The 18,792-nt window shown below is 53.6% G+C and carries 18 protein-coding genes; 8 read left to right on the forward strand and 10 right to left on the reverse strand.

What is annotated here, in order from left to right:
- Positions 1-599: 599 nt before the first annotated feature.
- Positions 600-1,907 carry a tyrosine--tRNA ligase gene (tyrS, locus tag AACZ64_RS12605; RefSeq protein WP_293614605.1) on the reverse strand — a complete coding sequence of 436 codons (1,308 nt, stop codon included), beginning with the start codon at positions 1,905-1,907 and terminating at the stop codon, positions 600-602.
- A gap of 168 nt (positions 1,908-2,075) precedes the next feature.
- Here tyrS and AACZ64_RS12610 point away from each other — a divergent pair, with 168 nt between their 5' ends.
- Together AACZ64_RS12610 and AACZ64_RS12615 are read left to right on the forward strand one after the other, a co-directional pair.
- Entirely contained in the window at positions 2,076-3,515 is a 1,440-nt protein-coding gene (locus AACZ64_RS12610) for a peptidoglycan DD-metalloendopeptidase family protein (protein WP_293614604.1), read from the forward strand.
- An 11-nt stretch (positions 3,516-3,526) separates the two neighbouring features.
- Positions 3,527-4,654, forward strand: a complete 1,128-nt coding sequence (locus AACZ64_RS12615; RefSeq protein WP_293614603.1) for an anhydro-N-acetylmuramic acid kinase — start codon at positions 3,527-3,529, stop codon at positions 4,652-4,654.
- Between the two features lie 192 nt (positions 4,655-4,846).
- Here the strand turns inward: AACZ64_RS12615 and erpA are convergent, their stop codons facing one another.
- The 4 genes from erpA to argC all read right to left on the reverse strand — a co-directional run bounded on the left by erpA (position 4,847) and on the right by argC (position 7,503).
- Complete coding sequence (gene erpA, locus AACZ64_RS12620) at positions 4,847-5,200, reverse strand: iron-sulfur cluster insertion protein ErpA (protein ID WP_293614602.1); 354 nt, start codon at positions 5,198-5,200, stop codon at positions 4,847-4,849.
- Between the two features lie 100 nt (positions 5,201-5,300).
- On the reverse strand, positions 5,301-5,741 hold the full coding sequence (locus AACZ64_RS12625; RefSeq protein WP_293614601.1) for a polymer-forming cytoskeletal protein: 441 nt from the start codon (positions 5,739-5,741) through the stop codon (positions 5,301-5,303).
- Positions 5,742-5,752: 11 nt separating this feature from the next.
- Positions 5,753-6,472, reverse strand: coding sequence for a DUF6776 family protein (locus AACZ64_RS12630; protein ID WP_293614600.1), 720 nt, complete (start codon positions 6,470-6,472; stop codon positions 5,753-5,755).
- The gene (gene argC, locus AACZ64_RS12635; protein ID WP_293614599.1) at positions 6,472-7,503 is read right to left on the reverse strand and encodes an N-acetyl-gamma-glutamyl-phosphate reductase; all 1,032 of its coding nucleotides are present in this window, start codon (positions 7,501-7,503) and stop codon (positions 6,472-6,474) included. The genes AACZ64_RS12630 and argC overlap by 1 nt, the downstream gene beginning before the upstream one ends.
- Positions 7,504-7,603: 100 nt before the next feature.
- Between argC and AACZ64_RS12640 the strand changes: the two genes are divergently transcribed.
- Together AACZ64_RS12640 and hemJ are read left to right on the forward strand one after the other, a co-directional pair.
- Positions 7,604-9,352: a chloride channel protein gene (locus tag AACZ64_RS12640; protein WP_339640289.1), complete on the forward strand. Its 1,749-nt coding sequence runs from the start codon at positions 7,604-7,606 to the stop codon at positions 9,350-9,352.
- Between the two features lie 10 nt (positions 9,353-9,362).
- Positions 9,363-9,818 (forward strand): protoporphyrinogen oxidase HemJ, encoded by a 456-nt coding sequence (gene hemJ, locus AACZ64_RS12645; RefSeq protein WP_339640291.1) that lies wholly within the window; start codon positions 9,363-9,365, stop codon positions 9,816-9,818.
- 9 nt (positions 9,819-9,827) lie between these two features.
- On the opposite strand, the gene AACZ64_RS12650 is transcribed toward hemJ, so the two are convergent.
- Positions 9,828-10,439 carry a DUF924 family protein gene (locus AACZ64_RS12650; RefSeq protein WP_339640293.1) on the reverse strand — a complete coding sequence of 204 codons (612 nt, stop codon included), beginning with the start codon at positions 10,437-10,439 and terminating at the stop codon, positions 9,828-9,830.
- A gap of 85 nt (positions 10,440-10,524) precedes the next feature.
- Between AACZ64_RS12650 and hemL the strand changes: the two genes are divergently transcribed.
- Positions 10,525-11,805 carry a glutamate-1-semialdehyde 2,1-aminomutase gene (gene hemL, locus AACZ64_RS12655; RefSeq protein WP_339640295.1) on the forward strand — a complete coding sequence of 427 codons (1,281 nt, stop codon included), beginning with the start codon at positions 10,525-10,527 and terminating at the stop codon, positions 11,803-11,805.
- 24 nt (positions 11,806-11,829) lie between these two features.
- On the opposite strand, the gene AACZ64_RS12660 is transcribed toward hemL, so the two are convergent.
- Positions 11,830-12,510 carry an alpha/beta hydrolase gene (locus AACZ64_RS12660; RefSeq protein WP_339640297.1) on the reverse strand — a complete coding sequence of 227 codons (681 nt, stop codon included), beginning with the start codon at positions 12,508-12,510 and terminating at the stop codon, positions 11,830-11,832.
- Between the two features lie 286 nt (positions 12,511-12,796).
- Between AACZ64_RS12660 and AACZ64_RS12665 the strand changes: the two genes are divergently transcribed.
- From AACZ64_RS12665 to AACZ64_RS12675, 3 genes are all read left to right on the forward strand, one after another.
- Entirely contained in the window at positions 12,797-13,492 is a 696-nt protein-coding gene (locus AACZ64_RS12665) for a glucosaminidase domain-containing protein (RefSeq protein ID WP_293614594.1), read from the forward strand.
- Positions 13,489-14,556 (forward strand): polysaccharide deacetylase family protein, encoded by a 1,068-nt coding sequence (locus AACZ64_RS12670; protein WP_293614593.1) that lies wholly within the window; start codon positions 13,489-13,491, stop codon positions 14,554-14,556. The genes AACZ64_RS12665 and AACZ64_RS12670 overlap by 4 nt, the downstream gene beginning before the upstream one ends.
- A 256-nt stretch (positions 14,557-14,812) precedes the next feature.
- Positions 14,813-17,224: a penicillin acylase family protein gene (locus AACZ64_RS12675; RefSeq protein WP_293614592.1), complete on the forward strand. Its 2,412-nt coding sequence runs from the start codon at positions 14,813-14,815 to the stop codon at positions 17,222-17,224.
- 77 nt (positions 17,225-17,301) lie between these two features.
- On the opposite strand, the gene AACZ64_RS12680 is transcribed toward AACZ64_RS12675, so the two are convergent.
- From AACZ64_RS12680 to AACZ64_RS12690, 3 genes are all read right to left on the reverse strand, one after another.
- Positions 17,302-17,652, reverse strand: coding sequence for a hypothetical protein (locus AACZ64_RS12680; protein WP_036858704.1), 351 nt, complete (start codon positions 17,650-17,652; stop codon positions 17,302-17,304).
- Between the two features lie 33 nt (positions 17,653-17,685).
- Positions 17,686-18,078, reverse strand: coding sequence for a hypothetical protein (locus tag AACZ64_RS12685; RefSeq protein ID WP_293614591.1), 393 nt, complete (start codon positions 18,076-18,078; stop codon positions 17,686-17,688).
- A gap of 457 nt (positions 18,079-18,535) precedes the next feature.
- A partial coding sequence (locus AACZ64_RS12690) for a Txe/YoeB family addiction module toxin (protein WP_339640300.1) occupies positions 18,536-18,792 on the reverse strand: 257 nt, incomplete at its 5' end.

The following is an 18,792-nucleotide window of genomic DNA, read 5'->3' on the forward strand; positions in this document are numbered from 1 at the left end:
CGCCAGCGTTCAATCTGAGCCATGATCAAACTCTTCAGTTTAATCTTTAACCTCTACCTTTCGATAAGAGGGAGCAGTTTCACGAAAACCCGCGATACTACTCAAAAACTTGGCTCAAACACTTTGGCTTACCAAATCGTATGAATTGATGAGTTACTTGCGCTTGATGATTCGTTATCACTCGAATCGTCTCAGCAAGCACCCACACGCATTATCTGATCTATTGTTAAAGAACGGTTGCTCTGTGCTTTGAGCGGGCTGCGTATTCTAATCATCGCTGCCTTAATGTCAACTGGTTTAAGCATTTAATATTGCTTGGCAAATTCATGCCTGCCTTGCCAGTTAACCCCGCTTCCGTGTTACCCGAAGCGGACGCGCATTCTAGCGCTTTGAACCTTGTTGTCAACGGCTTTCTTCAAAAAATTTGTTAGCCGTTGAACTCTCAAATTCCGGGCTTCACCCTGAACCGAGGCGCGCATTCTAGCGATTTATTTCTACCCGTCAACGCCTTTATTAACTTTTTTCATCTTGCGCCAAAATCGCCTAGGCAACCCGAACACATAGAAAGGCTATCGACGTTTATGACAGGGGGAATATTTCTAAACCAATTCAAGCAGATGGTATTTTTTCTTGCCCAGCTTGACGATAAAGAAACGGCCAAATAATGCATGATCCGATGCAAAAGAATGACTGGCCAAAAGATTGTCAGCCTCATCTTTGGCAATACCGTTAACCCACACCGCCGATCGACTCAGCGCATCTTTAACTTCCCTGCCGGCCTTGGCCAGCCCACAGTCTACCAACAACCTGGTCAGCGGTTTATCGTGTACATCTGCAGCACTCAAGTTACTGGCTGGCATGCCATCCTGCTTTAATTGCTCGAGATCACCTTCAGAGAGCTCATCCAGACCATCCGTGAAAAGCGCCTGTGTTATCCGTTCGGCAGCCGCTAGGCCTTCACGCCCGTGAACCAGCTCTGTCAGCTCCCGAGCCAGCAGGCCCTGCGCGGACCTCCTCCCCCCTGACTCCTGATCAGCCCTCTCTATTTCCTCAATATCGCTCGAGGGCAAGAAAGTAAAGTAACGCATGAATTTGTAGACATCCGCATCGGCTGTATTTATCCAGAACTGATAAAAGGCATAGGGCGATGTTTTAGCCGGGTCTAACCAGACAGTACCTGTTTCAGTTTTACCAAACTTTGTGCCGTCTGACTTCGTCACCAGTGGCAGCGTCATGCCGTAAACATGTTCACCGTTCAGCCGCCGGGTGAGGTCAATGCCGCCGGTGATATTCCCCCACTGGTCAGAGCCTCCCAGCTGCACCGTACAATTATAGCGCCGATTCAATTCGGCAAAATCGTAGGACTGCAGCAACATATAGGTAAACTCGGTAAAGGAGATACCCTCACCTTCCCGACCAAGCCGCTGCTTGACCGATTCCTTATTCACCATATTGTTGACTGAAAAATGCTTGCCGACGTCACGCAAAAACGTCAGCAAATTCATCGAACCCACCCAGTCCAGATTATTCACGACCTCTGCAGTGCAAAGACCTTTATCAAAATCAATGAAACGCGAGACCTGATTTTTTATAGACTCCACCCATCCCTCGACCACATCAGCAGTGTTGAGCTTGCGCTCCTGGGATTTGAAACTCGGATCCCCGATCAGACCGGTGGCGCCGCCCACAAGCGCTATAGGCCTGTGCCCGGCAAGCTGAAACCTGCGCAGGGCCAATAGCGGCACCAAACTCCCTATATGAAGGCTGTCAGCAGTTGGGTCAAAGCCACAATAGACGGCACGCGAGCTGTCAGTCAGGTGTTCAACGAGCGCGCCATCACCCGTCATCTGGGCGACCAGCCCTCTGGACTGCAATTCTGCGATTATATTCAGGGCATTTTCAGACATGCTGCCAATCCCAAATGGATGCTTTTGAAGGGGGGCAAACATTACCTTATCCGTTCACAAAAACAAGTATTGAGGCAGATAAAACCTGTTGGCGAAGGTGGGACTGGCGGACTTTCTGTTATATATTGATGCCTTAAACCAATAACCTAAGACGATTATTGAATTATCATGAGCCAAGCCAGATTCTCATCAAGCACAAAAAGCGAATCAATCGGACGTCAACTGCTAGCGGCAAAACACTCACGTCACCATTTGGTGATACTCGGTTCATTGGCTGCGGCCATTTTTATCGGCTTGTCTATTTTGCCCAGTGAAGAGGTCGAAGCCAATCGCCAGGCCACTGCCATTGACTTAACTTTCCAGGACACCACGAACCGGTTGCCTCAGGAGCCTACGGCTACGCTCACTAATGCCAACGAAAAGACAACGCCTGCAGAAGATAGTCCTGAGAACAACTCTGGCCCTGCAGATACGCTGACCTGGTCGACCACCACTGTGCGCAGTGGCTCAAATTTGTCGACCATGTTTCAACAGGTTTCGCTGAGCGCCAGAGACGTTCACCGGTTAATGTCATCGTCCCCATTGACCAAACCATTGACCAAGATGCGTCCGGGTGAGGAACTCCTGTTTGGGCTCAATGAGTCCGGGTCGCTGGGCCAGTTGATCTACAATAAATCCAGGCTCGAATCCTACGTCTTTACTCAACAACCGGAAACCGGTGGCCCGGCCTTCAGTGTCGAGCATGTGGTCCGCCAGCCCGATGTCATAAATGCCTATCGGGAGTCAACCATTGATGATTCATTGTTTTTGGCTGGCGAACGGGCCGACCTACCCCATAACACCATCATGGAAATTGCCAATATCTTCGGCTGGGATGTGGACTTTGCACTCGATATCCGCAAAGGCGACAAGTTCTCGGTGCTATATGAAGAAAAATACCTGGATGGTGAAAAAATTGGTACCGGCAATATCCTGGTGGCGGAGTTCACCAACCGCGGCAATACTTTCCAGGCGGTGCGTTACGAGGACAGCAAAGGTGTCGCGAGCTACTTCACCCCCGACGGCATGAACATGCGCAAAGCCTTTTTACGCGCACCCCTCGATTTCACAAGAATCAGCTCCAATTTCAACCTGCGCAGGATGCACCCCATTCACAAGAGCATTCGCGCGCACCGCGGCGTTGACTATGCGGCACCCCGAGGCACACCGATCTTTGCCTCTGGTGAGGGCAAGGTCATCGCATCCGCATACAGTAAAGCCAACGGCAACTACGTGTTTATCCAGCATGGTCAAGGATACACCACCAAGTACCTGCATCTCGACAAACGCACCGTGAAGCGGGGCCAACACGTCAAACAGCGCCAGGTCATTGGCACTCTTGGCTCTACGGGCTATGCAACCGGACCACACCTGCATTACGAATTCCTGGTCAATGGTGTTCATCGAAATCCCCGCACCGTTTCACTGCCAGAAGCAGAACCAATTGACCCGACTGAAAAAAGCAGATTCGTCAGTGCCACCAAGACATTAATGAACCGGCTGGCACAAAACCGTCAAAGCTTCAGAGTGGCCCTGCTCACCGACAAAAAACCCACTCAAGCCGATTGATCGTACGATAAATGCCTGACAGAGAACTCTACATAGGCTTGATGTCAGGTACCAGTGCCGACTCCATAGATGCCGTTTTAGCCGACCTGTCAGACGAACAACACCGTCTTCTGGCTACATTCAGTTGCGAGATAGCCGACCTCAAACATGACATTCACGAACTGGCCACCCCCGGTCCTAATGAGATTTCTCGTATGGGGCAACTGGACCGGGAGCTGGGGATTCGTTTTGCCAATGCTGTCAACACACTACTTCACAGTGAGTCCATTGACAGCAGTCAAGTGATCGCCATAGGCAGCCACGGCCAAACTATTCGTCATCTCCCTCCGGAACATGGCGACAACATACACCCATTCACCCTACAAATTGGCGACCCCAACACGATTGCCCACCTGACAGGCATCACCACGGTTGCCGACTTTCGCCGACGCGATATTGCACTTGGCGGGCAGGGCGCACCGCTGACCCCGCTTTTCCACCGCGCAGCATTTGAGAAAGCCGGAATACCGAGGGCCATTATCAATATCGGCGGGATCGCCAATATCACACTGCTTTACGGCGATGGCGTGTCCACCCCACAGGGTTACGATACCGGCCCCGGGAACGGACTCATGGATAGCTGGATTCTGCGGTGTCTTGGCAAAGACTACGATAACAACGGCCAGTGGGCTAGCCAGGGCCGTGTCATTCAGCCCTTGCTGGAACAGTTCTTTAAGACACCCTACCTACTCAAAAAGCCCCCCAAGAGCACCGGCAGAGAACTGTTTAACCCCGATTGGCTGTCACAACAATTGGTCAGCTTCGGTGAATCAACAGAGCCGGCTGACCTGCAGGCCACGCTGCTTGAATTTACTGCACAGACCATCAGCGCGAGTGTCAGAAAATCTCACAGGCCAATAGCAGAAGCCTACCTTTGTGGTGGTGGCGCCTATAACGGCGCCCTTGTCAGCCGTATTAGTGCGCTGCTGGACCCAATACAGGTAAGCACCACAGAGGCTTTGGGGATATTGCCAGGATGGGTTGAAGCGATGGCTTTTGCCTGGCTTGCTCAGCAAACCCTTGCCGGCAAACCGGGGAATGAACCTACCGTAACCGGGGCTTTAGCAGCCACCGTTTTAGGCGCCATTCATCCTGCCTGAGCAAGCTGGCCACATGGCACTGCTGAAAGCATGGTCGTTAAACTGATTTCTTGAAATGTGGTGGGTGGGTAGAAGAACACAAGCATCTCTGCCACTTCTACCAGACCATCTCGCTCAGCCCTGTACAGGAAATTGGCAACATAACGTCAATATTTACGGGCGTATATCTTGAACACGCTGAATTCCAGCCAACTAGACAGAAAATGAGGAGCCACAGCCACAGGTGGTGGCGGCATTGGGGTTGGTTATCGTAAAGCGCGAACCCTGTAAGCCCTCTTCATAATCGACAGTTGACCCTGACAGATACTGAAAACTGAGCGGATCCACCACCACAGCCACACCATCCTTGCTGACCAGAGTATCGTCTTCAGCAGTAACCTCATCAAAACTGAACCCGTACTGAAACCCCGAGCAGCCACCACCAGTGACAAATACCCGCAGCTTGAGATCAGGATTTCCCTCTTCTTCGACAAGTGCTTTTACCTTTTCGGACGCGTTATCCGAAATGTATAAAGGCATCGGTGTAAATGTTGCAATACCTGACATGCATGCTCCTGAATGAATCGTAAGGAATGCATTAACCAACAATACCCAAGCATTCCACTCAGGTATTCTATCATGAAGCGTGGCTCTGCTGCCTAGTGGCTTAGGCTTTTTCCAACGAAACTTCGGCGGCGACTTCCGGCGCATTCTCTTCTGAAGGGGCTGCAGACTCTGGATCAGTCTGGCTTTGATGGACAAAATTGCCGTTAACTTGAGCGCCTTTCTCAATTTCGATCAGGCAATAGTGCAAATCACCATCCACCACCGCCTTCGCCGCCAGCTCTACCTGATGATTGGAGTAGATATTGCCTTCAATGCGGCCATTTATGACAACCACCGGAACAGTAATATCGCCCACCACACGACCTTGCGGCAGGATACGAACCCTCGCATCGACACCATCATCAGCCTTGATATTGCCGGTAATATGGCCTTCCACCTCAAGATTTCCAGCGAAATGAATATCACCTACTACGGAAGTCCCTCCGGCTACCAGTGTTGTCGCACCCGCTGCAAAGGGTGCCGGGGTTGTTTTCTTTCTCATGATCCACCTCATCAAGCCTCATTCAGCTGCCAATCAAAACTCCGCTCCACGCGGGTATTTTCGGCACCGTCTTTCCACACACTCACCAACACCGTCAATGGCTGGAAACCAGCAGGTATCCGTATGCTGCCTTCCAGAACTTGAAAATATTTGAACGTGGCCTGCAACGGCAACGTATCGACCTCGGCATCCAGCGTGTCAAACCCTACAGCGAATGGCTGACCGTCACTGAGACCCTCTACACGAATAACGACATTCACCTTGATTTGCTTCAGATTGGCCGCTTTTTGCTGAACAATCAAACGGTAGGCTACCGCCCCGTTTTTCCCGCCGGGTTTCAGCACAAGCCTGCCGATTTGCAGGCCTGCCTCCTTGTCATTCTCCTGCAGAAGGTTTTGATACAAACCCAGCTCCTCTTCGTTTGCGGCCAACTTTTGCTGCAAAGAGGTCACCAACTTCCTGACGGATTCCAGAGAGGTCGCATCAACCTGGGCGCCAAGTTCTGCATTGGCCAGCTGCTGCTGCAGCTGCAAATTCTGCTCACGGACCGATTTAAGCTCTCTGGCCAAAGCCCGGCCATCCAGCACGGTCCGATCAAAAAACCCGCCCCCCAGTAAAAATCCAACACCACAGGCGACAGTCACAGCCAACACCCAAAGCACCAGCTCCAATCGTCGATGGCCTGGCCTGTGAGGCCTGACGATTAACTGCTCCGGCTCTGTTCTGGACATCAGGGAAGCAGTGCTGGCGCCAGTAAACCGGCCTTCTCTGAAAGACCAAACATGATATTCATGTTCTGGATAGCCTGACCTGATGCACCTTTTACCAGGTTATCCTCAGCCGCCAACACCACAACCTTGTTTCCATTCTCCGGCCGAAACACGCTTATCCTGCAAACATTGGAGCCGCGAACCGAGCGCGTCTCCGGATGGCTACCGGCCGGCATCACATCGACAAAAGGTTCATCCCGAAAGCGATCTTCATAGAGTCTCTGTAAATCCACCCCGGTATCCAGCAAGTTGGCATAGAGCGTGGAATGAATACCCCGGATCATGGGCAGCAGGTGCGGCACAAAAATCAGCCCCACCCCAGATCCCGCAATGTCCTCCAGACCCTGCCTGATTTCCGGCAAGTGCCGGTGACCGGGAACGGCATACGCCTTGAAATTATCACTGGTTTCAGCCAGTGACGTTCCGATATTCGCCTGACGCCCGGCACCACTGGCACCGGAGGCCGAACTTGCAATCAAGTCTCCCTGATCCACCAGGCCCTGCTCCAGCAGGGGCAGAAAACCAAGCAGAACACTGGTGGGATAACAACCGGGGCAAGCGATCAGACGACCGTGCCGGATCGCTTCACGATTCAGTTCCGGCAAGCCATAAACAGCATCGGACACGAGCTCCTGAGCAGTATGGGGCTGCTTGTACCAAGTCTCCCAAAGGGCCACATCGCGGATCCGGAAATCCGCTGACAGGTCAATCACCCGCACACCTTTCTCGAGCAGGCCGGGCGCTGTCAGTTGGGCAACACCATGCGGAGTGGCGAAAAAGACCACATCACAGTGATCGAGATCGCCGGCGGCAGGATCGGTAAAGCACAAGTCAAAGTGCCCGCGAAGATTTGGAAACAGCTCGGCCACAGGCCGCCCGGCCTCACCACGGGAAGTGATCGCCGTCACCACCACATCGGGGTGAACCGCAAGCAATCTCAACAATTCAACGCCGGTGTAACCTGTCCCGCCTACAATACCTACTTTGATCACGATATAAATGTTCCTGTTATGCCTGGATTGAGCTACCTATAATAACGCAAACCTCAGGCCAATAAACGGGCTCTGTCCCGCAACAATCGGAGCGCAGCAAATGACCTCCATAGAGGAACAGAAAAGCCGTCTCGGAAAACACTGGCCTTCACGGCGACTGGATGCCTTCCGTGCGCGCCTTGCGCACACCGATGCCCTGCCCCAGCTAGCTGTGCTGGGCTGCATTAGCGGACTACTGACGGCGCTCATCGCTATCGCTTTCCGGCTCTCTTTTGAGTGGCCCCTTGCCTTACTGCTACCGCAGGGCAGCGAATCTTTTGAAATGCTCAGCCGCACCGCCAGTTTTATCCTGCCCGTAGTCGGGGCACTGGTGATCGGTCTGATCATGCACAGCTGCAAGACGGAATACCATACCGTCGGCGTCGGCCACATTCTCGACCGGATGCAATACCATCAGGCACAACTGCCGGCGGCCAACGGACTACTGCAGTTTGGCGGCGCTGCCATTGCCTTACTGAGCGGCCATTCCGTGGGCAGAGAAGGACCTGCCGCCCACTTGGGCGCCGTCTGCTCCAGCCTGCTGGGTCAGAAGCTGCAATTGCCGAACAACAGTCTGCGCATACTGGCTGCCTGCGGGGTAGCGGCGGCCATCGCTGCATCATTTAACACGCCGCTGGCAGGGGTTATTTTTGCCATGGAAGTGGTGTTAATGGAATACACCATTGCCGGGTTTATCCCGGTCATTCTGGCAGCCGTCAGTGGCGGCGTGGTTTCGCGAATCGTCTTCGGCTCAGAACCCGCCTTTGCCATTCCCCTTATCGAAATGGGTAGTCTATGGGAAATCCCTTTTCTGCTGGCATGCGGCCTGGTCATCGGTCTGGCGGCAGCGGCCATGCTCATGCTCTACTCTCTCTCCACAAGATTCCGGGAGCGTCCGGTGCTACTGAGAATGCTTTGTGTGGGGGTATTGTGTGGCACCGTCGCGACTGTGATACCGCACATTCAGGGGGTCGGCTATGACACCGTCGAACAAGCCTTGTTGGGCGAACTGGGAGTGGGCCTGCTGATCGGGATTGTCGCGGCAAAAATACTGGTCTCCAGTGTCTCGGTCGGACTGGGTTTACCCGGGGGTATCATCGGACCCAATTTTGTCATCGGTGCCTGCCTCGGCGGGGCACTGGGCATCGCGGGCAGTCTTTTTCACCCGGATCAGGCATCGTCCACCGGCTTTTATGCCATCATCGGTATGGGTGCAATGGTGGGTGCCGTACTGAACGCACCCCTTGCTGCGCTTATCGCTGTACTGGAACTGACCTATAACCCCAATATTCTCTTACCCAGCATGCTGGTCACTGTTATCGCGACGATTACCTGCCGGATGCTGACACGCATGCCCGGTCTTTTTTCCATTGGTCGCGATGGCTATAGCTCCCCGCGGTTCCAGAGTCTGAGCCGGGCCGGTGTCACCAGCCTGATGAAGCGTGACTTTATCTCACACTCCCGCCATCTGCCATTCGAGCGCATTGATGACCTCCTGAAAAGTAAACCCCAATGGATTGTGATTGAGGATGTTGGCGAACCGAAAATCATCATGAGACCCGCCGATCTCGCTCGCTATATGGAGGAACAACTGGCCCTGGAACCGGATACCACTATCGATCTACAGGAGATTCCTGCGGAACGCTGGCCTATCGTGCCGATACACCCCCGCGCCACCCTGCAAGAAGCCCTGCTGGTCATGCAGCAGAACGATGATCAGGCGGTCTATGTCAGCCAAACCGCAGCGCCGCTGATGAGCGAAGTTGCTGGTATCATCACCCGCCAGGATATCGACAACTATTACCAATAAGGATCAGCGAATGGCACTGATAAAAGAATTTCTGCTGGGCGGCCAAAGCTGGATTACAGCCTTTCATCTCATCGCTGTGGTCAGCTGGTTTGCCGCGCTGTTCTACCTGCCAAGACTGTTTGTCTACCACGCCATGGCCGAGGATCGGATCAGTATCGAACGCTTCAAAATCATGGAGCGCAAACTTTACCGGGGTATCGCAAACCCATCGATGGTCGTCGCCGTTGCGCTGGGCATTGCACTGTTTTCCATTTACCCGAACTACTTTCTGAACAGTGGCTGGTTTCAGGTAAAGCTGGCACTGGTACTACTTCTCATTGCCTACCACTACAGTTGCCTGTATCTGCTGAAGCAGTTCAGGGATGACAGGAACACTCGCGGTCATGTGTTCTACCGGTGGTTTAACGAAATTCCCGTATTAATGCTGATTGGTATCGTGGTAATGGTTATTGTCAGGCCGTTTTAATCCGCCCGGCTAAAAGCCGCTATCAGGCTGCGAGAGATATTCCAGTTCCTCAGCGGTAGACACTCTACCGAGCACCTCATTGCGATGGGGAAAACGGCCGAATTGTTCAATGACGGCCGCATGCCGCTCGGCATAATCCAGAAACCCGGCGAACGTTTCTCGGTGTGGCGCGGGCACTTGGGCCAGTAAGTGTCGATACAGCACCACGCTGCGGCGCTGAATATCCGGGCTTTCCGCATGCTGCAGGGGCAGGTAAAAGAAAACCCGCTCAATCGGTCGCAACTGTTTATCCATACCGGCGTCAATACCGGATAGACTCCAGTTCAGCGCCAGCCTGTCGGCATTGAAAGCAATTGACGAGTCCCGATAGATATTCCGGGAGAATTGATCGAGAACAATGATCGCAGACAGACGACTCTCGGCGAATTGCAACCAGTAGCGGTTACCGCCATTAATGAGCACCTGCAGGAAAGGTTCAAAGCGGTCGCGAATATCAGCGTCCACCTCAAGGCTTTTACTCCACCAGATTGGCGACTGTTGACGGGCGCAAATTGCATCGTCAGGCTCTGTACCAAACCAATAGTCAAGAATCAGTTGCCAAGCTGGCTCCGCCCTGTTCATCGCACCTCCGTCGTGGCATAGCGTCTTCATGCCCAATCAAGGATAATAACTTTCTTTTATTTATCAACGAAAATAGCTTAAAACCATGCAACGATCAGAGCAACTATTTACAGCAGCCCAGCGCCACATCCCCGGTGGCGTCAATTCACCCGTTCGCGCATTCAAAGCCGTTGGCGGCACCCCGGTGTTTTTTGATCACGCTGCGGGCTCACACCTTTTCGATGTGGATGGCAAACGCTATATCGACTATGTCCTTTCCTGGGGACCGATGATCGCCGGGCACAATCACCCCGATGTCATCGCCGCTGTCAGTGAACAACTGAAAAAAGGCATGACCTTTGGTGCACCCACGGCACTGGAAATTGAACTGGCAGATGAACTCTGCGAGCGGGTGCCGGGGCTGGACATGGTGCGCATGGTCAATTCCGGCACTGAGGCCACCATGAGTGCGATACGTCTGGCGCGGGGCTTTACCGGTCGTGACAAGATCATCAAATTCGAGGGTTGTTACCACGGCCATTCGGACTCGCTGCTGGTGAAAGCCGGTTCCGGGGCATTAACCCTGGGGGTACCCAGCTCACCGGGGGTGCCCGCGGCATTGGCAGATCACACCGTCACGCTGACCTACAATGACGTCGCCGGGGTAGAACAGGCGTTTGCTGAAATTGGCGACCAGGTGGCCTGTGTCATTCTGGAGCCCGTCACCGGCAACATGAGCTGCATTCCTCCCGCGCCGGGCTTTCTCGAAAGCCTGCGCAGTCAGTGCACCGAGCACGGGGCATTACTGATTATTGATGAAGTGATGACCGGTTTCCGGGTGGATCCCCGCTGTGCAGTGGGCCGCTACAATATAGATGCCGACCTGATCACTCTGGGTAAAGTCATCGGCGGCGGCATGCCGGTGGGCGCCTTCGGCGGCAAGCGCAAAGTCATGGAGCAGATCGCTCCGCTGGGACCGGTCTATCAGGCCGGCACCCTGTCCGGCAATCCGGTGGCCATGGCCGCCGGGCTGGCGACACTGGCCTTGATGACGCGACCCGGCTTTCACGATGAACTCTTTGCCAAAACCACGCTGTTGGTGGAAGGCCTGCAAGCCCGCGCCGATGCAGCCGGCATCCCCATGACCACCAACCATGTGGGCAGCATGTTCGGGGTATTCTTCACTGAAGAAAAGGCCGTCACCAACTATCAGCAGGTCATGGCCTGCGACACCGTGCGCTTTGGCAAATTCTTCCACGGCATGCTGGATGCCGGCATTTATCTGGCCCCGGCAGCCTATGAAGCGGGATTCATGTCCTCCGCCCACAGTGATGAGGATCTGGAATTCACCCTTGATGCGGCGGAGCGGGTTTTTAAAACACTGTGAGACGGTAGCTCTTGGAAAGCGCCTCTAGGGCAAATCGGAGTTGTGAGAGAACCTTCCGCTCCGCAGAAAGTGTTGCACCTGCCTTATCACCGGTTCCGCACCCATCATAAATGTGTGCGTGTAGGGCATCTCGATAAAATCCGCCATCCCCTCGACCCGGGTGTTTTCAACACTCACCTTGCCATCGTCTGGGTTGGGCAGACTCTGCGACAAAATGGGATTAATCGAACGGGTCCCGGCAATAACCCCGAGGGGGAAATCCACTGGCCCCAGTGCTCGCGGCACACTGTCCTCGCCGGTCCCCAGCTGCTGCCCCGCGGGACCATTCAGCCACTCGTAACCCGGCACGCCATGCCACTCGTCCACGACTTCGCTCCCCTGGTTCGGCGGTGCCAACATCACCACACGACCCAGCTTGGCAATACTTGTATCGGCCAGGTAGTAGCGAACCAGAATGCCCCCCAGCGAGTGGGTGACAAAATGAATCGTTTCCACTGACGCTTGGTCACAGCCCACGATGCCCTCCTCCACCGCCATCGCCGACAGACGATCAATGGTTTCCTGCCGGGACGGATAACCGACGTTCACCACGCGATAGCCGCTGTCCGACAGGGCTTCCTCCAGCTCATCCATTGAGTCGGCTGTCCGCACCAAGCCATGCAGCAACACCACACACTCATGATCCGCCTTTGCGACCAGAGGCATAAACAGAAAAACCGACAGAAGAGAGATAAGTATTCTCATAGCGTAAGTATACGTGAGACTTGCGTCTGAAATTCATCTCCGCCGGCTTTGTGCCGCAGTGAACCCGGGGGTTGGCCTTGCATGATTACCAGACAAACACCAAACTGGTTCGAACAACCGCATAACAAGGAGAGTCTCAAGCCATCTGGAGTTTTGAATTAAGGTCGCCATGAAACCACTCTCACTTGTACGAACACATAAACAAAGATACATACTGGCCCTGGGTTTAGCAGTTCTTCTCGCCCTGATGTGGTGGCTAAACACCAGTCGGGTAGAATCGGCAAAACTTCCCGATTTCAAGATCATTAGGGATATCCCCGAGCTGAAAACCCGTTTTTTTGGGTTTCTGGAGCCCCTTGCCAAGGCCGCCAATCAGGCTGTTCTGGATGATCGCGACTGGCTGCTTCAACTAAAAGCTGAACTGGATAAGGGCAAACAACCCGGCTGGATCAAACAGCGGTCGCTAAACCACATTGCGGATCGATACGGTCTCGATGACAAAGAGTCAGCACCCAGTGAACTCGTCAAGCAGTTACTACTGCGCGTCGACACCATCCCCATTTCCCTGATTCTGGTTCAGGCCGCCGCCGAATCCGGCTGGGGACGATCCCGTTTCGCCAGGCAGGGCAATAATCTTTTCGGAGAGTGGTGCTATACAAAGGGTTGTGGCCTTGTCCCCAAAAACCGGCCAGTGGGTGCCACACATGAAGTTAGGGCCTTTAATCGCCCCTACGACTCGGTAACCAGTTACCTCCATACCCTGAACACCCACCCCGCCTACAAAATGCTGAGACAGAAACGTCAGGCATTGCGCAAAGCCGATCGGGCAGTGACCGGCTTTGCCTTGGCGGACACACTGATTTTTTACTCGGAACGGCGTCAGGCCTATGTCAACGAAATAAAAACCATGCTCCGCCAATACAACCAGTTGATGGATAAATGACCACTCTCAAAAATTGGCCAGCAGTACTCTGCCTGCTCGTTTTTAGCAAACTGGCTCTGGCCGCAGACCATGGCGTGATTTTGCTGTATCACCATGTCGACACCGACACCCCAACAAGCACCAGCATTAGCCCAACCGACTTCAAAGCCCACCTGCAATTGATCGACGAGCGTGGCTATCGGGTCAAACCCCTCAGCCAACTCCTGACAGAACTCGATAGTGGCGGCACGGCAGATAAGGCAGTTGCCATCACTTTTGATGATGCCTATATCTCGGTCTACCAAACGGCCTTCCCCTTGCTAAAAAAACGCGGCTGGCCCTTTACAGTTTTTGTAAATGCCCAGTCCGTAGACGAACAGCAAACCCTGCAAATGAACTGGGATCAGCTTCGGGAACTCGCTGACTATGGTGCCGAAATCGGCAACCACAGCCTGACTCACGCCCATCTGGTGCGCTATCTCCAGAATGAAACCCATAGTGAATGGCTGGCGCGCATGGATCATGAAATCGTCGAAAATGAGCGGCGTCTGAACCGTGAGATACCCCAGCGCAGCCAGGGCGAACAGCGTCTGTTCGCTTACCCCTTCGGCGAATACAACCCTGAACTACTGAGCCTGCTCAAACAAAAAGGCTATTACTCCATCGCCCAGCAATCCGGTGCGGTCACCAGCCCAACCCAGGATGTCATTCCCCGCTTTCCACTGGCGGGCAACTGGGCCAGGCGGGAACGGCTCAACACCGCACTGCAAAGCCAGCCACTGCCCGTTATCCGCGTCGATGCCGGCGCTATGATCGCAACGCCGGAGCTAGCAGCTTCCGTACTGACCCTGACCACAGCTCCCGGCTTTAATCTGGCCAGCATTGGCTGCTACAACGCCAGTGGTACCAAACTGGCGGTGAACATATCGGGAAAAAATCAGATTGAGGTCACCCTGCCGCGCTGGACACCGGGCCGTCAAAAAGTGAACTGCACGGCGCCGGTTGGCAATGAACCGGGCGCCTATTACTGGTATAGCCAGTTGTGGATCATTGAGGAGAAGGATGTCGCAAATCCCGGCTCCTGAGGCACTCTCCCAATATAAGACGCTCTTCATAAAAGCAGCAGAACCCCTTTTGGCATTACCCGAAAAGACTAAAGCCGTCGTTAAAACCCATGACACCCGGGCCAGAATAGCGGCCAGTTTTCCGCGCCGCTGAAGAATCATCTGCGCCAGCCATGGTCCAGTCCGTTGCCTCGCAGTTTTGGCCGGGCATAAGCCTCCATAATGCCGTCGGATTTCATTATCATGTGACCACAACCAACAATACCTGGCAGGCTTCATGGCACACCGTTTTCTTCCCCGCTGGCTTATCCATGCCCTACTACTGCTCACGCTCTTCACGCTTGTCGCCGTGAGCTATGGTTACTGGTTTCTGCGCGAGAGCCTGCCGCTGCTCGAGGGCACGGTCACCAGCGAACACTTGCTGGGCTCCGTCACGGTGGAGCGGGATGCTCAGGGTATTCCCACCATTGCCGGTGAAAACCGCAACGACACAGCCTTTGCTCTGGGCTTTCTCCACGCCCAGGAGCGTTTTTTCCAGATGGACCTGCTGCGCCGCAACGCTGCCGGCGAACTGGCCGACCTGTTCGGCATACTCGCGCTCAATCACGACAGAGCCGTGCGCGTTCACCAGTTCCGCAAACGCGCGTTGCGAGCATTCAGGGCACTGAGCCCGGAAGACCGGGCGCTGTTGCAGACCTACACCGAAGGGGCCAACAAGGGATTGAGCGAACTGGGCAGGGCACCCTTTGAATACGCTCTGCTGCGTGCGGCCCCGAAACCCTGGCAGACAGAAGATACCTTTCTGGCCCTGTTCAGCATGTACATCGACCTGCAACCGGAACAGAACGAGTACGAACGCTCTCTGGCGGTACTGCGGGATACTCTGCCCGCCGACTGGTTCGCCTTCCTGGTTCCCGAGGGCGGCGAATGGGATTCGCCCATACAGGGTGGGACCTATGCCTTCAACGACTGGCTGCCCAAACAGCCCCTGGCGCAGTTGCAATTACCGGACGATATCGACGCCACCGCTGCCGTCTATCCCGACGCTTATCATGATTTCGTCGCAGTGGGCTCCAACAACTGGTCTGTGGGTGGCACGCTCACCGACTATTCCTCCGGTATGCTGGCCAATGACATGCACCTGGGGTTGAATGTGCCTAACATCTGGTATCGCGCTTCCTGGTATCTGCCCAAAGACAATCGTCGCGTCACCGGCGTCACCCTGCCCGGCGTCCCGGTGATGGTGGTGGGCTCCAACCAGCATATCGCCTGGGGATTTACCAACTCCTACGGCGACTACCAGGACAGCATCGTGCTGAAGGTGAATGACGCCGGGGACGCCTATCTGACACCCGACGGCTGGCGGCCCTTCACCACCGAAACCGAAAACCTCAAGGTAAAAGGCGAACCCGACCAGACCCTGAAAATCAGACACACCATCTGGGGTCCGGTGATCGGCGATGATCACAAACACCGCCTGTTGGCCCTGCGCTGGGTCGCCCACGACCCGGAGGGCGCCAACCTCAATCTGCATCGCCTTGAAATCGCCGACACCGTCAGTGAGGCCCTGACCATTGCCGCCAGCGCGGGCATTCCGGGACAAAACATCAATATAGTGGACAGCGCCGGCAATCAGGGCTGGAGCATTGCCGGGCGACTGCCCAAGCGGGTGGGATTCAGCGGTGAAGGGCAGTCATCGAAATACCCCCAGGACTGGTCCACCGGAGAGTACCGCTGGGATGGCTACCTAAGTGCTGCCGACTACCCTCGGGTAATCAACCCGGCGGACAGCCGTATCTGGACTGCCAACGCCCGGGTGGTCTCCGGCGCCATGCTCGACAAGATCGGCCACGGCAGTTATGCCCTGGGGGCCCGCCAGCAACAGATTGCCAAAAATCTGCACGACAGCGACCACTTCAGCGAACAGGATATGCTGGCCATCGCCCTGGATGATCGCGCCCTGTTCCTCAGCCGCTGGCAGCAATTGCTGTTGAATCTCGCCCGGGAACACAGCGACAGCGACGCAACCATCAACAACGCCGACACCCTGATTGACCTGCTGGAAAACTGGCAGGGCCGGGCCTCGAAAAGCTCCACCGGCTACCTGATCGTCAAACGTTTCCGGGAAAACGTCATCGCTGCCAGTACCGGCCGCGTAATACAGAAACTGGATAAAAAGATCGACTTCTTTGATCCCGTCCGTGTCAGTATTTACCTCGAATACCCCACCTGGATGCTGATTAACAAACAGCCTGCCGAACACACCCCCGCAGGCTACCGCAACTGGCAGGAATTTCTGGTGGTACAGGCCAACCAAACCATTCGCGACCTCACCAAAAACGGTCAACCCTTGCGCGAACAGACCTGGGGTGAGACCAACACCCTCGACATCCGCCACCCATTGAGCGGCTCTATTCCCTTGCTGGGTGGCCTGCTCAACACGCCCAGTGAAAGCATGGCTGGCGACACCTATATGCCACGGGTGCAAAAACCCAACATGGGAGCATCGCAACGCATGGTTGTGGCACCGGGCCACGAGGAGAAAGGGGTTTTCCATATGGCCGTCGGCCAGAGCGGCCACCCGTTATCCAGCTATTACACACTGGGCCACCGGGATTGGGTAGAAGGTAATGCCAGCCCGTTTTTGCCCGGACAGGGAAAATGGCATTTGACACTAACGCCTGAGTAGAAAATTGGACTGACTTATGAAAAGAATAAGTTCTGACGATCAAACCACTGAGAGATTTTTATACTTCTTCCGCTTATTCATTTACTGACATTAGGTTTATCTAACCAAAAAAAAGCTGTCAAACCGAACAGTGACATACCTCCCAACAAAGCAGCAATAACCTGATTTGACGAGGACAGATTGAAAGACCCACCAATTGTTCCCGCAAGCATTAACAGCACAAACGCGAGCACTGAAAGAACGCCTACTACCTTACATAAATTTGTAACTAAAATTGTGAGTGGTATATAGAAAATTGAGAGCACTATCAGCATGGCTAACACCAGAAGAAATAGATGCCCGACAGAAAATCCAAAAACCGAGCCACTATAAAAAAACATGCCGATGCTTGTTGTTGCTAAAAACAATTTAAGTATGTTCGTTATCACAACAAGATTCTCCTATTACATATAACGTCCAAGTTAAGGGCGCGATGTATTTTCCACGTCCTGCTTAAGCCTATTGTCAGAAAGCATGTGATTGGAAATATCCCATATCATCAGCAGCAATATTAAACAGAAGGGAGCTATCATAAACCATGCATAATAATTACCGGGACTATTAAAGTTTGCATAGTAGTTATATGCGTCCAATGACACACCGCCCAAACTTAGTATACAACAAGCAATAATTATTTTTGATCGTAGCAATGTTTTGCGTGCAAACTTACCGCCCAAAAATTCGCCAACTATGCCAAACACTCCCGCAAGGGTTGCGCCCCATGCAAAATTATTAAAAAAAATCTGGCCAAAAATAAATCCGGATGCTGCTACAAATATTAAATAGATACGTAAAATTATAAGTAAATTATTCATTTTTATTTTTCTTTCTCATGCCAGCGGTCCGCTGCATTTTGATTGTTGGACGGCCTTCATTCGAACCACACTGACCGCTCACAGCCAGAAGTGGCCTGGCCCATTCATTGCGACTCGTGCTCTTTCTCACTCAACGACAAGTTCTACACGATTACAGCGCTACTCCTTCACACGCGGCGGCACATGCGGACGTATGATAACGCTTGACCGCGGCCGGATCTCTGCAATCCCAACGATGCTCTGTCTTCCAATACCTGCCACAACGGCTTGGGTGAGATTACTGGCACTTGCTATATTAATTTTTAATTTGCTCCAGATACTCTTTGCCCACATTGATTTTTTTGGCTAAGACCAAATATAGTCGAAGTGAATATATTTTGATCGACCTAGTCGTGGAAGTGGTTAAAAAATATTCGTTACGACCCCTTTAATTTTGGCAACAGCGGCTGGTTATGCATTATTCGTAGTGGCTCCAGAGCCTGAGAACTTTCACCACTCGCTCGTCCTCGAGCACTTGGTAAACCAGACGATGCTGAATATTGATACGGCGTGAATAGGCCCCTACAAGGTCGCCAATGAGTTTTTCAAGCGGGGGTGGCTTGCGGTATGGATCTTCCGCGATTAAGTCCAATAGCTCCTGGGCTTTTGGCTTGAGACCGCTGGAGGCCAACTTCTTTGCATCTTTCTGGGCTTGCTTGGTGTAAACCAACTTCC

This window comes from uncultured Porticoccus sp., from assembly GCF_963975625.1.
Taxonomy (GTDB): Bacteria; Pseudomonadota; Gammaproteobacteria; order Pseudomonadales; family Porticoccaceae; genus Porticoccus.